This is a genomic window from Salinifilum ghardaiensis, assembly GCF_054491345.1.
In genome coordinates, this window is sequence record NZ_CM137101.1 from 3,089,798 (window position 1) to 3,108,347 (window position 18,550).

Annotated in this window: 12 protein-coding genes; 4 read left to right on the plus strand and 8 right to left on the minus strand. The window is 70.8% G+C overall.

Annotation, left to right across the window (positions count from 1 at the left end):
- Nucleotides 1-18: 18 nt before the first annotated feature.
- The 4 genes from bioD to bioB are packed head-to-tail and all read right to left on the minus strand — an operon-like array spanning nt 19 to nt 4,233.
- Nucleotides 19-681 carry a dethiobiotin synthase gene (gene bioD, locus ACVGV0_RS14075; protein ID WP_459156129.1) on the minus strand — a complete coding sequence of 221 codons (663 nt, stop codon included), beginning with the start codon at nt 679-681 and terminating at the stop codon, nt 19-21.
- Nucleotides 682-689: 8 nt separating this feature from the next.
- Nucleotides 690-1,904 carry an 8-amino-7-oxononanoate synthase gene (locus ACVGV0_RS14080; protein WP_459156130.1) on the minus strand — a complete coding sequence of 405 codons (1,215 nt, stop codon included), beginning with the start codon at nt 1,902-1,904 and terminating at the stop codon, nt 690-692.
- Nucleotides 1,901-3,160 carry an adenosylmethionine--8-amino-7-oxononanoate transaminase gene (locus ACVGV0_RS14085; RefSeq protein ID WP_459156131.1) on the minus strand — a complete coding sequence of 420 codons (1,260 nt, stop codon included), beginning with the start codon at nt 3,158-3,160 and terminating at the stop codon, nt 1,901-1,903. Before ACVGV0_RS14085 ends, ACVGV0_RS14080 begins: the two co-directional genes overlap by 4 nt.
- Complete coding sequence (bioB, locus tag ACVGV0_RS14090) at nt 3,160-4,233, minus strand: biotin synthase BioB (RefSeq protein ID WP_459156132.1); 1,074 nt, start codon at nt 4,231-4,233, stop codon at nt 3,160-3,162. Before bioB ends, ACVGV0_RS14085 begins: the two co-directional genes overlap by 1 nt.
- A gap of 103 nt (nt 4,234-4,336) precedes the next feature.
- Between bioB and ACVGV0_RS14095 the strand changes: the two genes are divergently transcribed.
- A complete protein-coding gene (locus tag ACVGV0_RS14095) occupies nt 4,337-4,891 on the plus strand; it encodes a TetR/AcrR family transcriptional regulator C-terminal domain-containing protein (protein WP_459156133.1) in 555 nt (184 codons plus the stop codon).
- 420 nt (nt 4,892-5,311) lie between these two features.
- Here ACVGV0_RS14095 and ACVGV0_RS14100 read toward each other — a convergent pair whose 3' ends face one another.
- The 3 genes from ACVGV0_RS14100 to ACVGV0_RS14110 are packed head-to-tail and all read right to left on the minus strand — an operon-like array spanning nt 5,312 to nt 8,126.
- The gene (locus ACVGV0_RS14100; protein ID WP_459156134.1) at nt 5,312-6,049 is read right to left on the minus strand and encodes a cupin domain-containing protein; all 738 of its coding nucleotides are present in this window, start codon (nt 6,047-6,049) and stop codon (nt 5,312-5,314) included.
- A 50-nt stretch (nt 6,050-6,099) separates the two neighbouring features.
- Nucleotides 6,100-7,017, minus strand: coding sequence for a DUF6807 domain-containing protein (locus ACVGV0_RS14105; RefSeq protein WP_459156135.1), 918 nt, complete (start codon nt 7,015-7,017; stop codon nt 6,100-6,102).
- 2 nt (nt 7,018-7,019) lie between these two features.
- Nucleotides 7,020-8,126 (minus strand): Gfo/Idh/MocA family protein, encoded by a 1,107-nt coding sequence (locus ACVGV0_RS14110; RefSeq protein ID WP_459156136.1) that lies wholly within the window; start codon nt 8,124-8,126, stop codon nt 7,020-7,022.
- Between the two features lie 606 nt (nt 8,127-8,732).
- Between ACVGV0_RS14110 and ACVGV0_RS14115 the strand changes: the two genes are divergently transcribed.
- The 3 genes from ACVGV0_RS14115 (at nt 8,733) to ACVGV0_RS14125 (ending at nt 11,875) form a co-directional block, all read left to right on the plus strand.
- Nucleotides 8,733-9,707 carry a carbohydrate ABC transporter permease gene (locus tag ACVGV0_RS14115; RefSeq protein WP_459156137.1) on the plus strand — a complete coding sequence of 325 codons (975 nt, stop codon included), beginning with the start codon at nt 8,733-8,735 and terminating at the stop codon, nt 9,705-9,707.
- Nucleotides 9,708-9,771: 64 nt separating this feature from the next.
- Nucleotides 9,772-10,566 carry a carbohydrate ABC transporter permease gene (locus ACVGV0_RS14120; RefSeq protein ID WP_459156138.1) on the plus strand — a complete coding sequence of 265 codons (795 nt, stop codon included), beginning with the start codon at nt 9,772-9,774 and terminating at the stop codon, nt 10,564-10,566.
- Between the two features lie 25 nt (nt 10,567-10,591).
- Complete coding sequence (locus ACVGV0_RS14125; RefSeq protein ID WP_459156139.1) at nt 10,592-11,875, plus strand: ABC transporter substrate-binding protein; 1,284 nt, start codon at nt 10,592-10,594, stop codon at nt 11,873-11,875.
- Nucleotides 11,876-12,044: 169 nt separating this feature from the next.
- Here the strand turns inward: ACVGV0_RS14125 and ACVGV0_RS14130 are convergent, their stop codons facing one another.
- Nucleotides 12,045-18,398, minus strand: coding sequence for an SDR family NAD(P)-dependent oxidoreductase (locus tag ACVGV0_RS14130; RefSeq protein ID WP_459156140.1), 6,354 nt, complete (start codon nt 18,396-18,398; stop codon nt 12,045-12,047).
- Nucleotides 18,399-18,550: the final 152 nt, after the last annotated feature.

Consider the following 18,550-nt stretch of genomic DNA (forward strand, 5'->3'; position numbering starts at 1 on the left):
CGACGGAACCGCCGGTGATCACCTCTCCGCGAGGTGGCCTGCCAGCCACGAGGCGGCCCGCTCCCGGAAGCGTTCCGGGGGGAGGCCACCGACGTCCTCGGGAAGAGCGGCCACGATCGGCACTGCGCTCACGCGCGGCAGCTCGGCGAGGTTGCACTCCTCGGCCAGGCCGAGCTCCCCCGGAACCGCGCCGAGGACCAGCCCGGCCGGTTCCAACCCCCGCCCGCGCAGCGCGTCGACGGTGAGCGCGGTGTGGTTGAGGGTACCGAGGCCGAGGCGGGTCACGACGTACACCCGCACCGGGTGGTCCCGGGCGAGTTCGGCGGCGAGGTCCGGCAGCGTGCCGCCGTCGGTGTCGAGCCGGACCAGGACACCGCCGGATCCCTCGACGATCACGGTCTCGCGGGTCGCGGCCAGCTCGCGGATGCGGGCGGCGTGCTCGCTGATCGGGGGGATCCCGACACCGCGCAGCCGGGCGGCCGTGTCCGGCGCGAGCGGGTCGTCGAGCCGGGTGAGCTCGACGGCGTCGCAGCCGGCGAGGTGCCGCACCGCGGAGCTGTCGGGCTCGTCGGTGGCGGCGCCGGTCTGGGCCGGCTTGACGACGATCGCACCCGGTCCGGAGCGGACGGCGAACGCCGCGGTGGCCACGGTCTTGCCGACACCGGTGTCGGTGCCCGTCACGATGGTGATCACGAGCGCCCCCGGTGGTCGTCGACGACACCGGCGAGCACGTGCGCGGCCCGCGCCCAGAGCGCGTCGTCGAGGCCGCTGCGGTTGGTGATCCGCAGCCGCGAGATCCCGTCCGGCACGGACGGCGGCCGGAAGCACCCGACGCGGACACCGGAGGCCAGCGCCGCGTCCTGCGCGGCCACCGCGGTCCGCGGCGAGGGCATCGGGACCGAGAGCACGGCGCCGTCCGACCGCGGCACGCCGAGCCGGTCGGCCAGCTCGCCACCGCGCTCGTGGATCTGCGCGGGCAACTCGGGGTGCCGGCGCAGCTGCCGGAGCGCGGCCAGCGCCGCGGCGGTGGGCGCCGGTGCCAGGCCGGTGTCGAAGATGAACGGGCGGGACCGGTTGGTGAGGTGGTCGATCAGCGCGGCGGAGCCGAGGACGGCTCCGCCCATCGCACCGAGCGCCTTCGACAGCGTCGCGGTCATCACCACGTGCGGATGCCCGGCGAGGCCGTGGTCGTGCACCAGTCCCCGGCCGCCATCGCCGAGCACGCCGATCCCGTGCGCCTCGTCGACGACGAGCAGCGCGTCGTGCTCGGCGCAGGCCGCGGCCAGGTCCGCGAGCGGGGCGGCGTCACCGAGCACCGAGAAGACCGACTCGGTCAGCACGATCGTCCGCCGGCCGCCGGCACCGGCCAGCGCGTCCCGGACCGCGGACACGTCGTTGTGGCCGACCACCTCGATCGCCGCCCGGGACATCCGCGCGGCGTCGATCAGCGAGGCGTGCACGTGCGCGTCGGAGATGATCAGCGAGTGCTTGTCCGCCAGCGCCGTCACCGCGGACAGGTTGGCGTGGTACCCGGTCGAGAGGACCAGCGCCGCCGCGCGCCCGGTGAACTCGGCGAACTCGCGCTCCAACTCGACGTGCAGCGCGGTGGTGCCGGTGACCAGCCGGGAGGCACCCGCCCCGGCGCCCCAGGCGAGCGCGGCGTCGGCGGCGGCCTGCCGCACGTCGGGGTGGCCGCTCAGCCCCAGGTAGTCGTTGCCCGCGAGGTCGACGGCCTCCTCGCGGACCGCCCGCGGCCGCAACACGCGCTGCAGGCCCGCCTCCTCGCGCGCGGCCCGCTGCTCGGCGAACCACTCGTCCCATCCGCTCGTGCGGCCTCCGGTGCCCTGCGGGACACCCGCACCCGGTCGGCCCGCACGATCAGTCCCGGCCCCGTCGTCGATCATGCGGCCTCCGAAGCCGCCGCGATCGCCGCACAGATGGCGGCGATGTCCTCGTCGGTGCACACGTAGGGCGGCATGGTGTAGATGAGGTCGCGGAACGGGCGCAGCCAAACTCCCCGGGACAGCGCCGCTTCCGTCGCCTTCTCCACGTCGATCGGGTGCTCGAGCTGCACCGCGCCGACCGCGCCGAGCACGCGCACGTCGACGGCGTCGATCTCGTGCAGCTGCTGCAGACCGGTGTTGATCCGCACCACGTCGTCCGCCCAACCACCGCTGGCCAGCAGGTCCAGGCTCGCCGCGGCGACGGCGCAGGCGAGCGGATTGCCCATGAACGTGGGCCCGTGCATGAGCACGCCGGAGTCGCTCGTGGACAGTCCGCGGGCCACTTCGGACGTGCACAGCGCGGCTGCCATCGTCATGTACCCGCCGGTGAGCGCTTTGCCGAGGCACAGCACGTCCGGCGCGACCCCGCCGGCCTCGGTGGCGAACAGCGTTCCGGTGCGGCCGAATCCGGTGGCGATCTCGTCGAAGACCAGCACCAGCCCGTGCTCGTCGGCGACCTCGCGGAAGACCCGCAGGCACTCGGCCGGATAGGGGTGCATCCCGCCGGCACCCTGCAGCAGCGGTTCCACGACCAGCCCGGCGAGCCGGTCGGAGTGCTCGGCCGCGAGCGCGCGGAAACCCGCGGCCCACGCCTCGACGTCACCACCTCGCCGGGGCGGGCGTTCGCCGAAGACCTGCTCCGGCAGCAGCCCGGACCACATCGCGTGCATGCCGCCCTCCGGGTCGCACACGCTCATGCAGTCGAAGGTGTCGCCGTGGTAACCGCCGCGGACGGTGAGGAAGCGGGTCCGCTCCGGGCGGCCGTCCCCGCGCTGGTACTGCAGCGCCATCTTCATCGCCACTTCGACGCTCACCGAGCCGGAGTCGGCGAGGAAGACGCGGTCGAGACCCGCCGGCGTCAGCTCGACCAGGCGCCGGGCCACCTCGACCGCCGGTTCGTGGGTGAGCCCGCCGAACATGACGTGCGACATCCGGTCGACCTGGCGACGCAGCGCCTCGTCGAGCGCCGGGTGCCGGTAGCCGTGGATGGCCGACCACCACGACGCCATGCCGTCGACCACCTCGCCGACGCCGTCGATGCTGATCCGGCTCCCCGACGCGCCGGTGACCAGCCGCGTCGGAGCGGGGTCGAGCATCGAGGTGTACGGGTGCCACAGGTGTTCGCGGTCGTACGCGAGCAGTTCCCCGGGAGTCATCAGGCGTTCGGCAGGACGTCGGTGCCCGCTCCGCGGCGGCGGATCGACGGGTCGATCGGTTCCGGCTGTTCGGCCCGTTGGGCTCGCTCCTCCTCGGACCCCAGCACGACGAAGCCGTTGTCGCGGATCATCTCCAGGTCCGCCCTGGCCTCCTGCCCTTCCGAGGTGAGGTAGTCGCCGAGGAAGATGGAGTTGGCGACGTGCAGCGCGATCGACTGCAGCGAGCGCAGGTGCATCTCGCGGCCGCCGGCGATGCGGACCTCCTTGTCCGGGCAGACGAAGCGCGCCATCGCCAGGACCCGCACGCAGTAGGCGGGGGTGAGTTCCCACGTGTCCTCGAACGGGGTTCCGTCGAACGGCATCAGGAAGTTGACCGGGATCGAGTCGGAGTCCAGGTCCCGCAGCGCGAACAGCGCCTCGACCAGCTGCTCGTCGGTCTCGCCCAACCCGGCGATCAGGCCGGAGCATGGCGAGAGCGCCGCGCCCTTCGCCTTCTGCACGGTGTCGACCCGGTCGTCGTAGGTGTGGGTCTGGACGATGTTGGCGTGGTTGCTCTCGGCGGTGTTGATGTTGTGGTTGTAGGCGTCGACCCCGGCGTCCTTGAGCCGCTCGGCCTGCCCCTCCTTCAGGAAGCCCAGGCAGGCGCAGACCTCGACGTCGGGGTTCTCCCCCTTGAGCGCTCCGACCATCTCGGTGACCTTGTCGATGTCCCGGGAGGACGGGCCGCGCCCCGAGGCGACCAGGCAGACTCGGCCGGCCCCGCCCCGGATCCCCGCGCCGGCCTGCTCGAGCGCCTCGTCCTTCGACAGCCACGAGTACTTGAGGATGGGCGCGTCGGAGCCGAGCGCCTGCGAGCAGTAGTTGCAGTTCTCCGGGCACATGCCCGACTTGAGGTTGACCAGGTAGTTCACCTTCACCATGTTGCCGAAGTGCGCGCGGCGCAGCCGGCCGGCTGCGGCCACCACGTCCATCAGCTCGGACTCGTCGGCGCGCAGCACCGCGAGGGCGTCCTCGGGGGTGGCCGGGGTCCCGCCGAGGACCCCGTCGGCGAGCTCGTGGAAGGTGGGGCTCATGGCTCCTCCCGGTGTCGGCTTGTGCGGCGACCTGAACGGCGTTCACCTGAACGCCGTTCAGGCTATACTGGGAGGCCCGAGCGGTCAAACGGGAAGGGTTCACGTGCGCTACCACCGGAGCGATGTCATCGACCGCGCCCTCGCGGTCCTCGACGAGTACGGGCTGGAGTCGCTGACGATGCGGCGGCTGGCCACCGAGCTCGGCGTGCAGCCGAGCGCGCTCTACCACCACGTGCCGAACAAGCAGACGCTGCTGGCCGCGATCGCCGACGAGATCGTGCGCCGGGGCCGGCGCCCCCGCCGGGCGCAGGCGTGGGACCAGCGCGTGGTCGAGCTCTGCGGCGAGCTCCGGGACGCGATGCTCGCCTACCGGGACGGAGCCGAGGTGGTCGTCACCGCGCACACCTTCGGCCTCGGCGCCGGCGAGCCCACCGAGCAGCTGCGGGAGGCCTTGCGCGACGGCGGCCTACCCGAGGACCTGGTCGACGTCGCCACCCGCGCCCTGTTGCACCTCGTCTTCGGGCACACCACGGAGGAGCAGACCGCGCTGCAGGCCACGAGCGCCGGAGCGATCGACCGGACGCCCGGAGGACCCGCTGATTTCGAGCGCGGGCTCGAGCTCGTGCTCGACGGCCTCCGGGCCAGGGTCGGCGGTTGACCCACCAGGAGGGCGCAGGGGCGTCCGGGGACGAGGACGAGCACGACCGGCGTCCCGCCGGCCTGCACCGCTTCGACCAGCCCTGCCTGCACTCCGGGCACCCCCGCGCATGAGGCACCGACACATCGGGCAATTCGAGGCGCAGACCCTCCGTCGTGGACAGTACGGCGATACCGGCTCCGGATGACGGCTTCGTGCCGAAGACCCGCGTCAGGTGACCGATCCCGTGCTCGAGTACCTCCTGCTCTCCGGTGCCCCCGGCGGGGACATCCTGCATCGGTGCCACGTCGCCACCGCCCCATCGATCCACGCACCCCCGGTTGAGCGATCTCCTCCCGCAGAGTCATCGCCGGTGCAAGCACCCGGGCCCGCTCGTCCACGGAGCGGTCGAGAGCGCTCCAGGAATACGCGAACTCCTGCTCACTCCCCGCCGTAGGGGAAGGTCACCCCGGGGATCTCGTACTCGCTGCGCCTACCGCACATGCCGTACCCGCCGCACTTCGACGGCCCGCTGCTGTGCACTTCGGACGCCGCCAGATGTGAGGGATCGCCCGCGAGCAGCGCGTCGATGTGCTCACCGCTGCGGTTCGCCGCGGCCAGCGCACCGTCGCGCCACCGGAAGCGCCAGTGCTCCATCCGGGGTGCGACCAGTGCGGCCGCGGCTCGGTGGAACGCGCGCAGGGGTTCCGCGTCGCCGTCGAGCAACGACCGCCGCAGGTCCAGGTAGCCGGAGACGGCGAGATCGCGCCGATGTCGCGCCGCCTCCTCCGCGTCGGACCCCGCTGGCAGGGTTGCGGCGCGGGCGTACTCCGCGGAGTCGGCGAGGACCTCCGGCGGGAACGTGAACACGGCGTCACCGGCTTCCGGAAGTCCGCCGTTCTGCATCAGCACCGTGACCCGCAGCTCCTGCTCGGCGACCATGCGGTGCACGGTGCCGGGTGTGAACCACGCGATCACGCCCGGTTCCAGCGGGGTCTCGCGGTACCCGCCGACGGTGAGCGTCTGCACCGCTCCCCTGCCCGAGGTGACCACGTAGGCCTCCGTGCACACCAGGTGCACGTGGGGACTGCCGCCGCACACGCCGTCCTCTGCTTGCCATTCGTACGCGCTCAGGTGCGATATCCCGATCGCACCGGGCAGCGGGGCGGAATACGTCATCTCATCGACCTCCTGCGGCGTGGAACGGTCAAGACAGTGCAGCGTGGCTCTCACCAGGGGTGCGCGGTGAGGGCGCGTTCGACGCGTGCGCGGTCCCAGGCGCCGTCGGCGATGAGCACGCGGTAGCGGTAGCGGAACCGCGCACCGGGCTCGAGCGCGAACTCCTCGAAGAAGGCCCAGGAGAACGCCACGACGGGAATGGGCGCGGAGCGGACGAACCAGTGCGATTCGTGGATGGCCGCGTCGTTGTCGGGCGCGTGCGCGAAGACGAGGGTGGAGTGCGCGTCCACGGCGTCGTGCTCGCCGACGAAGGCCAGCCACGGTGCCTGCCGGCCCATCATGGCCTCCCCACCGAGGTCGCCGGGTCCGAGCACGTCGCCACCGGTGAACTCGCGCGGTCCGCGCCAGTGCAGCCCGGTGTATCCGGCCATCTCCCGACCGGCGGTCGTCGGCGAGCCGAAGTGCAGCGGGCCCGCGCACAGGTTGGTCAGCTCGATCGACCAGTCGAGCACCCACGTGCCCGCGGCGGGATCAACCGAGTGCACCGAGACGGCGCGCCGCTCGCCGGCCCACTCCGCGCCGCCGTGCGCCGTCCACGTGAGCCGTTCGACGAGGTCGAGGCGGTCGTCGGCGACGTCGACGGAGTCGAACGCGTCGTGGCGCATCGCCCCGACGCGCTCGGGCAGCTCCTGGTACCCGGCGCCGGGCACGTAGGTGTTGCCGCCCCAGAAGTTCTGCCCGGACACGTGGCTGGCGGTCATCTGCAGGCCCTTGTGCCACCGGTGGTCGTGGGGCCGGTAGCCGGTCACGACGTGACCGGCGAGCGTGCGCAGCGGGTGCGCGTAGGGCTTGGGCGACTCGAAGGCCACCGGGTCCGGGCGGTAGACGTAGGACATCAGCTCGACGGCCCCGCAGGCGACGGCGATCCGCTCGCCGTGCTCGTGCGTGACGGCGATGCTCTCACCCATCCTCATTCCTTTCCGATCAGGAGTTCGGGGGAACCGCCGTGCAAGGCGGTGTAGAAGGAATCGGAAGCATCGATCTCCCCCGAGCGGACGGTGGTTCCGGTGCTGGCGGCCTTGTAGAGGGCGGTGATCAGCTCCAGGGCAGCACGGCCGTCCTCCCCGCTGCACATTGGCCGCCTACCGGTGCGCAGCGCTGTGATCAGCCTGCGCAGCATCGCGGTGTGCGAGCTGCGGTGGTCTTCGGCAGGTGTGCGCCACCGCGCGACGCGCTGCTCATCGTCCACGTGCGGTGCGGGAACGTAGGTCCAGTCGTCGTTGCCGTAGCCGTAGAGGTGCGTCAGCTCGACGGTCGCCTCGGTGCAGTCCAGGCGGATGCGACTGACCTGGTCGGGCGAGAGAACGCTGTTGACGACGGTGGCCACCGTTCCCGAGGAGAACCGCACCAGGGCGGTGGAGACGTCCTCGGTTTCCACGTCGTGCACGAGCCGGGCCGTCATCGCGCTGATTTCTTCCCAGGGGCCGAGCAGATGCAGCAGCAGGTCCATCTGGTGGATGCCGTGCCCGACCGTGGGGCCACCACCTTCGGTTTCCCATTTGCCGCGCCACGGCACCTGGAAGTACGCGGCGTCGCGGTACCAGGTGGTCTGGCAGTGCGCCACTGCCGGCTCGCCCAGTTCTCCGGAGCGGAGCAGATTGCGAGCGTGCTCGGCGGCGGCACCGAAGCGGTGTTGGAACACGAACGATACGTGAGGCCCGCCAGAACGCTCTGCTGCGGCGATGGTGTCGTATTCGGACAGCGACAGCACCGGCGGCTTTTCACACCACACCCACGCACCAGCTTCGAGGCAGGTCAGCACGGCGTCGCGATGCAGCGACGGCGGTGTGCACACGGAGACCAAGTCCGGCCGCTCCGCGGCGAGCATGTCCGTCAGGTCGTCGTACGGCCGGGCACTGCCGGTCGTGCTGCAGAATTCGCGGACGCGCTCGCCGTCGACGTCGACTGCGGCGACCAGTTCGACATCTCCGCGCAGCTCCGCGTAGGCGGTCCGGTGTCTGGCGGCGATGCCTCCGGTGCCGACGACGGCGGCGCGGAGACGAGGGGATGCGGTCAACGTGGCTGCTCCTCCCGCCCTTCCAGGTCTGGAAAACGCTTTCACGCTCAACGCGAAGGTACCGCTGCTGTTGCACCGATCACAAGAGGCGAAACCGGCCCGTCGCAACCAGCGGGCGTCCGGCGCCGACGGCAGCGCGAGTGCGCTCCGGGCGTCACCGACCGGGCCCACCCGAAGCAACACCTCCCCCGGGCGGACGAATCCGTCCTCAGTAGAGGGATCCGTAGCTGGAAAGGGCCGCGTGGACGGGCGAGCCCGGAAGTACGCAGCGGGTCGCGGCAGATGCCGCGCTTGCCACTCCCCGGCAGGGCGAGCGCGGAAGCTGGTGCGCGACGTCGCCGACTCGTTGACCGAGCGACAGTCGTCGGATACCGTCGGAAAGCGCATTCCCATGATTAGCAGCATCGGCCGCACATTTGTGGCATCCGACAACTCGCCGCTGCTCAGCCAGCCACGCCCGCCGGTGACCTGCCAAAAAGGAGAAGTCCATGGTAGGTAAGCGCGCCCGAACCGGCCGTTCCGGAAACCGCGACGCAGTCAGCGGTGCAGAAGTCCGAGCACGGCGCCGGCGCACCGCGCACCCGAGGCTCGCGAGGTGATCACTCCATGTCGACGGCCGGCGAACGAACCGAGACGCGCGCTGAACCCGACGCACCAGTGGCTGCGGTGAAATCGGGACGAGGGCGGCGACCGCGGTCGCCGGAGCTTCCCGCACGCGTGGTGCCGTACGTCTTCCTAGCCCCCTGGTTCCTCGGCCTGTTCCTGATCACGATCGGTCCGGTGCTGGGTTCTGCCTATCTTTCCTTCACCGATTACAACCTCCTTTCTGCGCCACAGTGGGCCGGGTTGGACAACTACCAGCGCATGCTGACCGACCCGCGGTTCTACGAGGCACTGCGGGTCACGTTCACCTACGTGTTCGTGTCCGTGCCGCTGCAACTCGGCTTCGCCCTGCTGCTGGCGATGGTTCTGGACCGCGGGCTGCGCGGGCTGACGATCTACCGCTCCGTCTACTACCTGCCCTCGCTGCTGGGCAGCAGCGTGGCCGTAGCGATCCTGTGGCGGCAGATCTTCGGCACCGACGGGTTGATCAACAATGCGCTGTCGTTCTTCGGCATCGAGAACGCGCCGGGTTGGGTTTCACATCCGGACTTCGCACTGGGCACGCTGATCATCCTGAACGTCTGGACGTTCGGCTCACCGATGGTGATCTTCCTGGCCGGCCTGCGGCAACTGCCGAACGTGTACTACGAAGTCGCCGCGATCGACGGGGCCGGACCGGTACGTCGATTCTTCTCCGTGACCCTGCCGCTGCTCAGCCCGATCATCTTCTTCAACCTGATCCTGCAAACGATCATCGCGTTCCAGGCGTTCACCCAGTCGTTCGTCGTCAGCAACGGAACCGGCGGACCCGCCGATTCGACATTGTTCTACACGCTCTACATCTACGAGCGCGGCTTCGGCAACTTCGACATGGGCTACGCATCGGCCCTGGCCTGGGTGCTGCTGCTGATCGTGGCCGCACTGACCGCGGCGAATTTCCTGGTTTCGAGGTTCTGGGTGTTTTATGGCGACGAATGAGAAGGCTGTGACCGAGCCCGCGTCCCCCCGCCCACGGCCGAGACGGCGCTGGGGCACTCACCTGGTGCTGATCCTGTTCGGCCTGCTGATGCTGTATCCGCTGATCTGGATGCTCAGCAGCTCGTTCCAACCGACCGCGGAGATCTTCCGCAACCCCGGCCTGCTCCCGGAAAACGTCACTGCCGGCAACTACCCGGAAGGCTGGAGCGGTCTGGACCGGAACTTCGGCCACTACATCGTGAACTCGTTGATCGTGGTGGGCGGGGCGATCGCCGGCAACCTGCTGGCGTGCTCGTCCGCCGCCTACGCGTTCGCACGCCTGGAATTCAGGTTCAAACGCGTGTGGTTCGCGATCATGTTGGGCACAATCATGCTGCCGATCCACGTGCTGATCGTTCCGCAGTACATCCTGTTCTCCCAGATCGGCTTGATCAACACGTTCTGGCCGCTTCTCGTCCCGAAGTTCCTGGCCACTGACGCGTTCTTCGTCTTCCTGATGGTGCAGTTCATCCGCGGCATCCCCCGCGAGTTGGACGAGGCCGCGCGTCTCGACGGATGCGGCCACTTCGGGATCTTCTGGCGGGTCGTCATCCCCCTGAGCACTCCGGCGCTGGCCACCACCGCGATCTTCACGTTCATCTGGACCTGGAACGACTTCTTCAGCCAGCTGATCTTCCTGACAGACCCCGACATGTACACGGTTCCGGTGGCCCTGCGCACCTTCGTGGACGCCACGACGCAAACACCGTGGGGGCCTCTGTTCGCCATGTCGATCCTCTCGCTCGGCCCGATATTCGGCTTCTTCCTGGCCGGGCAGAAGTATCTCGTCCGGGGTCTCGCGACCACGGGGTTCAAGTGAATCGGAGGTTACTGCGGTGCGCGCGATGTCACGGAGACGGCTTCTCGGCCTGACCGCCGGAGCGGGAGCGCTGGCCCTCGGGACCTCGGCATGCGGCAGCTCCACGCCGACCGGTCGGGTCACTCTGCGTTTCGCCTGGTGGGGCGGCGACGCCCGGAACGAGTACACCCACGAGATCATTTCGATCTACGAGCGGGAGAATCAGCACGTTCGGATCGAATCGGATTTCACCGGGTGGAGCGACTACTGGGATCGGCTCGCCACCAACGTCGCCGGCGGCAGGGCGCCGGACATAATCCAGCACGACGCCCGGTTCGTTCGCGAGTACGCGGACAACGAAGTGCTGCTGCGGTTGAACCGGTACCTGTCGGAGGTGATCGACACCAGGGATCTGGAGCGCTCGACGATGGACTCGACGGCCATCGGTCAGGACATGTACGCCCTGCCGGTCGGCTCCAACGCGCTGTGCCTGGCCGCGAACCCGGAGATCTTCCACCGCGCGAACGTGCCGTTGCCCAACAGCGCCACCTGGACGTGGCAGGATTTCGCGGAGATCACGCAGCGCATCAGCGACGGCACCGAGAACGGGGTGTACGGCGTGGAAGCACCCCCGGCCGCGGCCGACACGCTGTTCGAGATCTACGCGCGCCAGCGGGGAGAAGCGCTCTACGCCGAGAGCGGTGGGGCCGGGTTCACCCAGCGCACCGCGGATGAGTGGTGGCGTTATCTGACCGGCCTGGTGCGTTCCGGGGCCGCGCCTCCTCCGTCGATCACAGTGGAAACCAGTCTGGCAGGTCTGGAGCAGACGTTGGTCGGGACCAACAAGGCGGCGATGGGCTTCTTCTGGAACAACCAACTGCCCCTGCTCAGCGAAGCATCCGGGACCGATCTGCACATCCTGCGCATTCCGGGTGATGCGCGGCAACAACCGGGCACGTACCTCAAAAACGGGATGTTCTGGTCGATCGCCGCAGGTACTCGAAATCCCGTGGAGGCCGCGCGTTTCGTCAACTTTCTGGTCAACGATCCGCGCGTGGCGGACCTGATGCTCGTCGACCGGAGCTTGCCGGCGAACCTGCGACTTCGTGAGCGCGTCCTGCGTCAGCTCCCGCCAGCGGACCGCAGCTACGCGCAGTTCATCCCGGAGATCGAGGACAGCGTGCAGTCCCCACCCGAACTTCCGCCGGCCGGCGCCGGTGAAGTCGAGGAAGTCACTCGCCGGGTGAACGAGAAGGTCCTCTTCGGGCGCATGTCGGTTCCGGAAGGCATCGACCAGTTCAGCAGCGAACTCCGGGTGGCCACGGGGTAGTGCCACCGCGGTCCCCGCCGCGGGAGGCAGAACACCACCACTACCCCGACCGGTCCCCGCCCGGGAACCCACCGGTGCTCGGCCCGCGGCCAGCAGCGCGCCCTTCGGGAGCGGCCGCTGACCGCGGGCAGCCTCGAAGCCGCAGCTCGCGAGCACCGGCGAGCGGTGCCTACGTCCCCTCACCCCCTGCCCCGACGACGGGCTCGCCGAGCAGTTCCGCCAGGTAGCCGGCGAGGGATTCCGGCTGCGGGAGGGACCACAGCTTCTTGGTGGGGATCCGCACTCCGAGGGCCTTGTCGAGCCTGGTCCGCAGTTCCAACCCCATCAACGAGTCCAGGCCGTAGTCGAGCAGCGACCGCTCCGGGGCGATACCGGCGGAGTCCACCCGCAGGATCGCGGCAGCCTGCTCGATCACGAAGCCGGTGAGCGCGTTCAGCTTGTCCCCCGCGTCCACCTCGGACAGGCGTGCGAGCAGGTCGCGATCAATCCCCGACTCGTTCTCATCACCGTCCGACCGCGCCATCTGGGGAGCGAAGAACGCGGAGCTGCGCGCCTTCTCACCCACCGCGGAAAGCCAACTCCCGTCAGCGGTGGGCAGGTAGCCGATGCGGGAACGCCCGTGCCGCAGCAGGCGATCGCACGCCTCGACCCCCTCCTCGGGCCTGATCATCGCGAAGCCCCGCTGCTCCATCACCGCGCCGCGGCCGTGCTCGGCCCACGCGCCCCAACGCACGCTGGTCGCGACCAGGCCTCGCGCGCGCCGCGCGGTAGCGAGGCCGTCGAGGAATCCGTTGGCCGCCGCGTACGCGCCCTGACCGGGGTTGCCGATGAGAGCGGCGGCCGAGGAGAACAGCAGCAACCAGTCGAGCCCGTCCTCGTACCCACCGGCGCCCAGCGCCTCGTGGAGGTTCCACGCGCCGAGGGCCTTCGGGCGCCACACGCGGTCCACCGCGTCCTCGTCGAGCCGCGAGACCACGTGGTCCTCGACGACCGCCGCACCGTGCACGGCGCCGCGCACGGGAACCCCTCCCTCGGAGGCTTCGTCGAGCAGCCGTGGCGCGGTCTCCGGTTCGGCGAGATCACCGAGCACGACCCGCACGTCGGTGCCGGCCCCGCGGAGCTCGTCGAGGACCGCGCTGGTCTCCTCGTCCGGTGCACGGCGGCTGTTCAGCACCACCCGGGCCGCGCCGGCGTCGCTCAGCCACCGCGCCACCACCGGACCGAGCCCGCCGAGACCACCCGTGACGACGTATGCTCCGCCGGTCCGGACCACGGGGACATCCGCGGGCTCCACCGGCACCGTCCGAGCGCCGTCGCGCGGGATGCGCACGACCGCCTTGCCGATGTGCCGCCCCGCGCCGAGCGCGCGGAGGGCGTCGGGCAGCTCGTCCACCGCGTAGGTGGTGCGGGGCAGCGGGGGGAGGATGCCTTCGGCGACCTGCTGCCCGATCTCGCCCATCATGTCGGCCGTCAGCGGGGCGAGCTGGTCGACGACGAGTCCGAGATCGATGCTCGCGAACACGATGTTGTGCCGGAAGGGTGACAGTCCGATCCTGTGGTCGGCGTAGATGTCCCGCTTGCCGATCTCGAGGAACCTCCCACCGGTGCGCAGCAGCGCGACCCCGGCTCGTTGCGCGGGACCGGTCACCGAGTTGAGGACGACGTCGACGCCCTCACCACCGGTGATCTCCCGGACGCGGTCGGCGAAGTCCAGCGAACGCGAGTCCATCACGTGCTCGATGCCCAGCTCGGTGAGGTACGCCCGCTTCTCCGGGGTGCCCGCGGTGGCGAAGATCTCGGCACCGCGCGCGCGTGCGATGGCGATCGCGGCCAGCCCCACGCCGCCGGTCGCCGCGTGGACGAGCACCCGTTCGCCCGCCTGCAACCGGGCCAGGTGGCTGAGCCCGTACCACGCCGTCAGGTAGACCGCCGGCATGGTGGCGGCGTCCTCGATCGAGATGTGGTCGGGAACGGTGAACACGTTGCCGGTGGAGACCGTCAGGTGCGAGGCGAGGCCGCCCCACATCATCGCGGCGACCCTGTCACCGGGCCGGTAGTCGGTCACGTCCGACCCCACGCGTGCGATCACGCCCGCGCAGTCCGCTCCCAGCGGTGGGGGCGAGTCGTCCACGGTGCGGTACACGCCCATGGCGTTGAGGGCGTCCACGTAGTTCAAGCTCGCCGCGTGGACCTCGATCTCCACCTCGCCTGGTCCCGGACTGGCTCGGGAGCGCGCCGCGAGTTCCAGCGTGTCCAGCTCGCCGTTGCGCGCCGCCTGCACCCCGACGCCGTCCCGTCCCAGGTGGACGATCCGGTGCTGGCGGTCGTCGATCGCCAGCGGGCTGTTCCGGAGGCGGGCGAGGTAGCGGGTCTCACCGCGCCAGGCGACCTCGTCCTGCTCGGGCGGCGCGTCCACCAGCTCGCCGACCAAGCGGTCGGCGGTGGCCCCGGCGACATCGACGACGGACACGTCCAGTTCCTCGTGCTCGTGACCGATGACCTTGGCCAGTCCGCGCAGCGGCTCCTGCGCGGGGTCCGTTCCGTCGTCCTCGAGCACCGGCTGCGCACCGTGCAGCAGCACGGTCAGCGAGGGGGCGGAGTCGCCCTCGTGCTCGGTGATCTCCTGCGCCAGCGCGATGAGCCGGCTCATCCGGTGGCGGGCCGCCGCGGGAGCCGAGCCGGTGTCCGTGCCCGGGCCGGTCACGAAGGCCACCCCCCGGATCCGCCCGTTCTCGAGCTGTTCGCGCACCCCAGCTGCCAGCTCCTCAGGTGCCTTCTCGGCGACCGCGGTGGCCGTGCCGCCCCGCTCCCCCAGTCCGGCGGTGATGCCGTGGGCGGTCTCCGAACCGACCGCGTCGGAGGGCTCGGCGACCACCAGCCACCGGCCGGCGGCTTCGCCCGCCGGTTCGGGCGCGGGTGCCTCCTCCCACTCCACGGCGAGCAGTCGCCGCTGGAGAACCCGCTCCGGGGAATCCTCGACCGACGTGCCGAACCGGACGCCGCGAGCGTCGATGAGCACCGCACCCCCGGTGTCCACGAGCCGGACGTCGCCGAGGCAGTGGCGATCACCGACAGCGTGCAGCCGCGCCACGCAGTAGCGGGCGTTGCGGACGTCGCCGAGCACGCGCAGCGAATCGATCCCCAGCGGCAGGAAGAGCCCGGACTGGTCCATCATCTCCGGGTGCGTCGCGATCGTCTGCAGGCAGGCGTCCAGCAGCACGGGATGCACCCGGTAGGACTCCGCTTCCGAACGCCGCTCGGCGGGCAAGCGCACCTCGGTGAGCACGGTCCTGGCCTCGGCTCCGGCGCGGTGGATCGCGGTGAGCGCGGCGAAGCCGGGCCCGTGCTGGATGCCGAGGCCCCGCAGGTACGCGTAGTAGTCGTCCGGGCCTTCGCTGTTCGGATGCGCGTCCAGCAGCGCATCGATGTCCACGCGTTCGACCTCGGATTCGGCCTCGGATTCGGCGTCGAGCACCTGCAACGTGCCGCCGGCTCGGGAGACGAGGGCGCCGTCCGCACCGCGGCTGAGCACGCGCAGCGAACCGCCTCGTTCGGTGGTGTTCTCCACGAGCGTGGACACCGGCACGTCCCCGTCCAGGACGAGGGCGTTGTCGAAGGTGAGGTCGGCGACCTCCACCCGCGTGTCCGCGCCGAACACGTCCGCCGCCGCGGCCACCGCCATCTCGCCGTAGCCGGCGGCGGGCATCATCGGCGTCCCGCGCACCTGGTGGTCGGCCAGCCACGGCTGGGCCTCGACGCCGACCTCGGCCTGCCACACGTGCTCGCCGTCTCCCTTCGGGGGCTCGACGTGCGCGCCCAGCAGCGGATGCCCCACCGCGGGACTCGCGCCCTCCTCGCCGGAGTTCATCAGCCACCGGTGGTTCCACGTCGGCAGCGGCACGTCGAGCAGCGCGCCCCGCGGGTGGTGCCGCGCCCAGTCCACGTCGGCCCCGGCGCAGTGGACCTCGCCGATCGCGGCCAGCAGGTGCTCCCGTTCGTCCTCGCCGCGGCGGAGCGCCCCGACGACGGCGGCGTCGGCGTGGTGGGCCGTGACGGTGTCGCCGATCGCGCGCGTCAGCAGGGGGTGCGGGGACAGTTCTGCGAACACGCGGTGACCGTCGGCGAGCGCCGCCGACACGGCGTCGGTGAAGCCGACCGGCCGGCGCAGGTTCTCCGCCCAGTACCGCGCGTCGAAAGTCGCGTCCTGGCCGGGGTTCACGGTGCTGTAGAAGGGGATCGTCGGCTCCTGCGGCGAAAGGTCCGACAGTCCCCGGACCAGACGCTCCAGGATGGGGTCGACCTGGGGCGAGTGGGAGGCGATGTCCACCGCGATCTCACGCACCAGCCGGTCGGCTTCCTCCCAGCGGTCGATCAAGCTCCGCACCTCGGAGGTCGCCCCGGCGACCACGGTGGATTCCGGGGAGGACTGCACGGCGACGACCACCTCCCGAGCGTTCGCCGCCACCAGTTCGCGCTCCACGTCCTCGCGGGGCAGGTCGACCGAGGCCATCGCTCCCGAACCCGACAGCTCCAGCATCAGCCGGGATCGCCGGCAGATCACCGCGACGCCGTCCTGCGGGGAGAGCACGCCGCTGACCACTGCGGCGGCGACCTCGCCCATCGAGTGCCCGATCACCGCACCCGGCCGCACCCCGCAGGAGCGCCACACGGCTGCCAGGCCCACCTGCATGGCGAACAGCGCCGGTTGCACCTGGTCGATCCTCGTGGTGATCTCGTCGGCGACCAGCACCTCGCGCAGCGAGAAACCCGACTCCGCGCGGATGAGCGGTTCGAGTTCCGCGATGGTCTCGGCGAAGGCCGGCTCCTCCGCGAGCAACCGCCTGCCCATCCCGGGCCATTGCGATCCCTGTCCCGAGAAGATCCACACCGGATCCCCGCGGCGCCCGCCCTTGTCCGCACCGACCGCCACCCCGGCGGCGGGCTCGCCGCGTTCGACCGCGCGCAGGCGGCCGACGAGTTCAGTCGGGTCGGTCGCAACGACCGCCGCGCGCGCGGTGCGGTGTTCGCGCCGGACGGCGAGGGTGTATCCGACGTCGGTGAGCGTCGGGGGCGTCCCGCCCCGCTCGAGCCACCCGGCGATGCGCCGGGCGGTGTCGGACAGCGAGGTGGGCGAACTCGCCGAGATCGGCACCAGCACCGGACGGTCGCCGTGCTCGTCCGCCGCGGTGGCCGGGTCGGGATCGGGCGCCTGTTCGAGGAGCACGTGCGCGTTGGTCCCGGAGAAGCCGTAGGAGGACACGGCGGCGAGCCTGGGGCCCTCGTCCACCGGCCACGGCTCGGTCCTCGTCGGGACGAACAACCGAGTCCCCTCGTGGTCGATTTCGGGGTTCCACGCGTTGAAGTGCAGGTTGGCGGGAACCTCGCCGTGCCGCAGCGCCATGATCGCCTTGATCATCCCGGCCATGCCCGAGGCCGTCTCCGCGTGCCCGATGTTCGTCTTCACCGATCCGAGCGCGCACGGTTGCGCACCGCGGCCGTAGCTGTCCGCCAGCGCGGCGAACTCGATCGGGTCGCCCACCGGGGTCCCGGTCCCGTGCGCCTCGAGCAGGCCCACGCCGGACGGGTCGACCCCGGCGCGTTCGATCACCTGCTGCTGCAGCGAGCGCTGGGCCTCACCGGAGGGAGCGGTGATCCCGTTGGACCGGCCGTCCTGGTTCACCCCGGACCCCCGCAGCACGGCGAGCACCCGGTCGCCGTCGCGTTCGGCGTCGGTCAACCGCTTGAGCGCGAGCACGCCGGCGGCCTCGGCCCGGACGAAGCCGCTCGCGTCGGCGTCGAAGGCCCGGCACCGGCCGGCGGGTGAGAGCATCCCCCAGCTGGAGAAGGCGATCGTCGTCTCGGGCCCGAAGATCAGGTTGACCCCGCCGCACAGGGCGAGATCGACATCCCCGGTCTGCAGGCTCCGCGCGGCGAGGTGGGTCGCGACCAGGCCGGAAGAGCACGCGGAGTCCAGGACCACGCTCGGGCCGCGCAACCCCAGCAGGTACGAGATGCGTCCCGCTGCCATGCTGCGCGCGTTCCCCGTCATCGCGTAGGGATTCGTGAACAGTTCCGAGTCCGGCGTGCGCATCATGTAGTCCTGACCGGAGACGCCCAGGAACAGCCCGGTCGGCGAGTTCCCCAGCGCGTGCGGCCGAACGCCCGCGTTCTCGAGGGCTTCCCAGGCCGTTTCCAACAGCAGGCGGTGCTGGGGGTCCATCGCTTCCGCCTCGCGCGCGGAAATGCCGAAGAACTCCGGGTCGAAACCACCGACGTCGTCGAGGAAACCGCCCCACTTCGACACCGTCTTCCCGGGAACGCCCGGTTCCGGATCGTAGGCCTCGTCGACGTCCCACCTGTCCGGTGGTACTTCGGTGATCATGTCGCGGCCCTCCCGGAGGGCGCTCCACAGCGCGTCCGGGGAGTCCACCCCGCCGGCGAACCGGCAACCGATGCCGACGACGGCGATGGGCTCGTACTGCAGTCGGCGGTCATCGGCGCCGCTGATTCCGCGCTCAGGCATGCTGGAAACGTAGTAGGGCCCCGCGAAGATCGAAAATACTCCGTTCGAGGAGGGACCGTTGAGACATCCCACGCAGCGTCGACCGGACGGGCACTTGACGCCTCGGCCAGGTGCCGCGCTCGCACGCCCCGTCCTCCGCGCGGAGCGCGAAC

Coding starts and splice junctions, on each gene's coding strand:
- ACVGV0_RS14080 (WP_459156130.1), bottom strand. CDS start 1,904: ATGATCGACGACGGGGCCGGGACTGATCGTGCGGGCCGACCGGGTGCG.
- ACVGV0_RS14085 (WP_459156131.1), bottom strand. CDS start 3,160: ATGACTCCCGGGGAACTGCTCGCGTACGACCGCGAACACCTGTGGCAC.
- bioB (WP_459156132.1), bottom strand. CDS start 4,233: ATGAGCCCCACCTTCCACGAGCTCGCCGACGGGGTCCTCGGCGGGACC.
- ACVGV0_RS14100 (WP_459156134.1), bottom strand. CDS start 6,049: ATGACGTATTCCGCCCCGCTGCCCGGTGCGATCGGGATATCGCACCTG.
- ACVGV0_RS14105 (WP_459156135.1), bottom strand. CDS start 7,017: ATGGGTGAGAGCATCGCCGTCACGCACGAGCACGGCGAGCGGATCGCC.
- ACVGV0_RS14115 (WP_459156137.1), top strand. CDS start 8,733: ATGTCGACGGCCGGCGAACGAACCGAGACGCGCGCTGAACCCGACGCA.
- ACVGV0_RS14125 (WP_459156139.1), top strand. CDS start 10,592: ATGTCACGGAGACGGCTTCTCGGCCTGACCGCCGGAGCGGGAGCGCTG.
- ACVGV0_RS14130 (WP_459156140.1), bottom strand. CDS start 18,398: ATGCCTGAGCGCGGAATCAGCGGCGCCGATGACCGCCGACTGCAGTAC.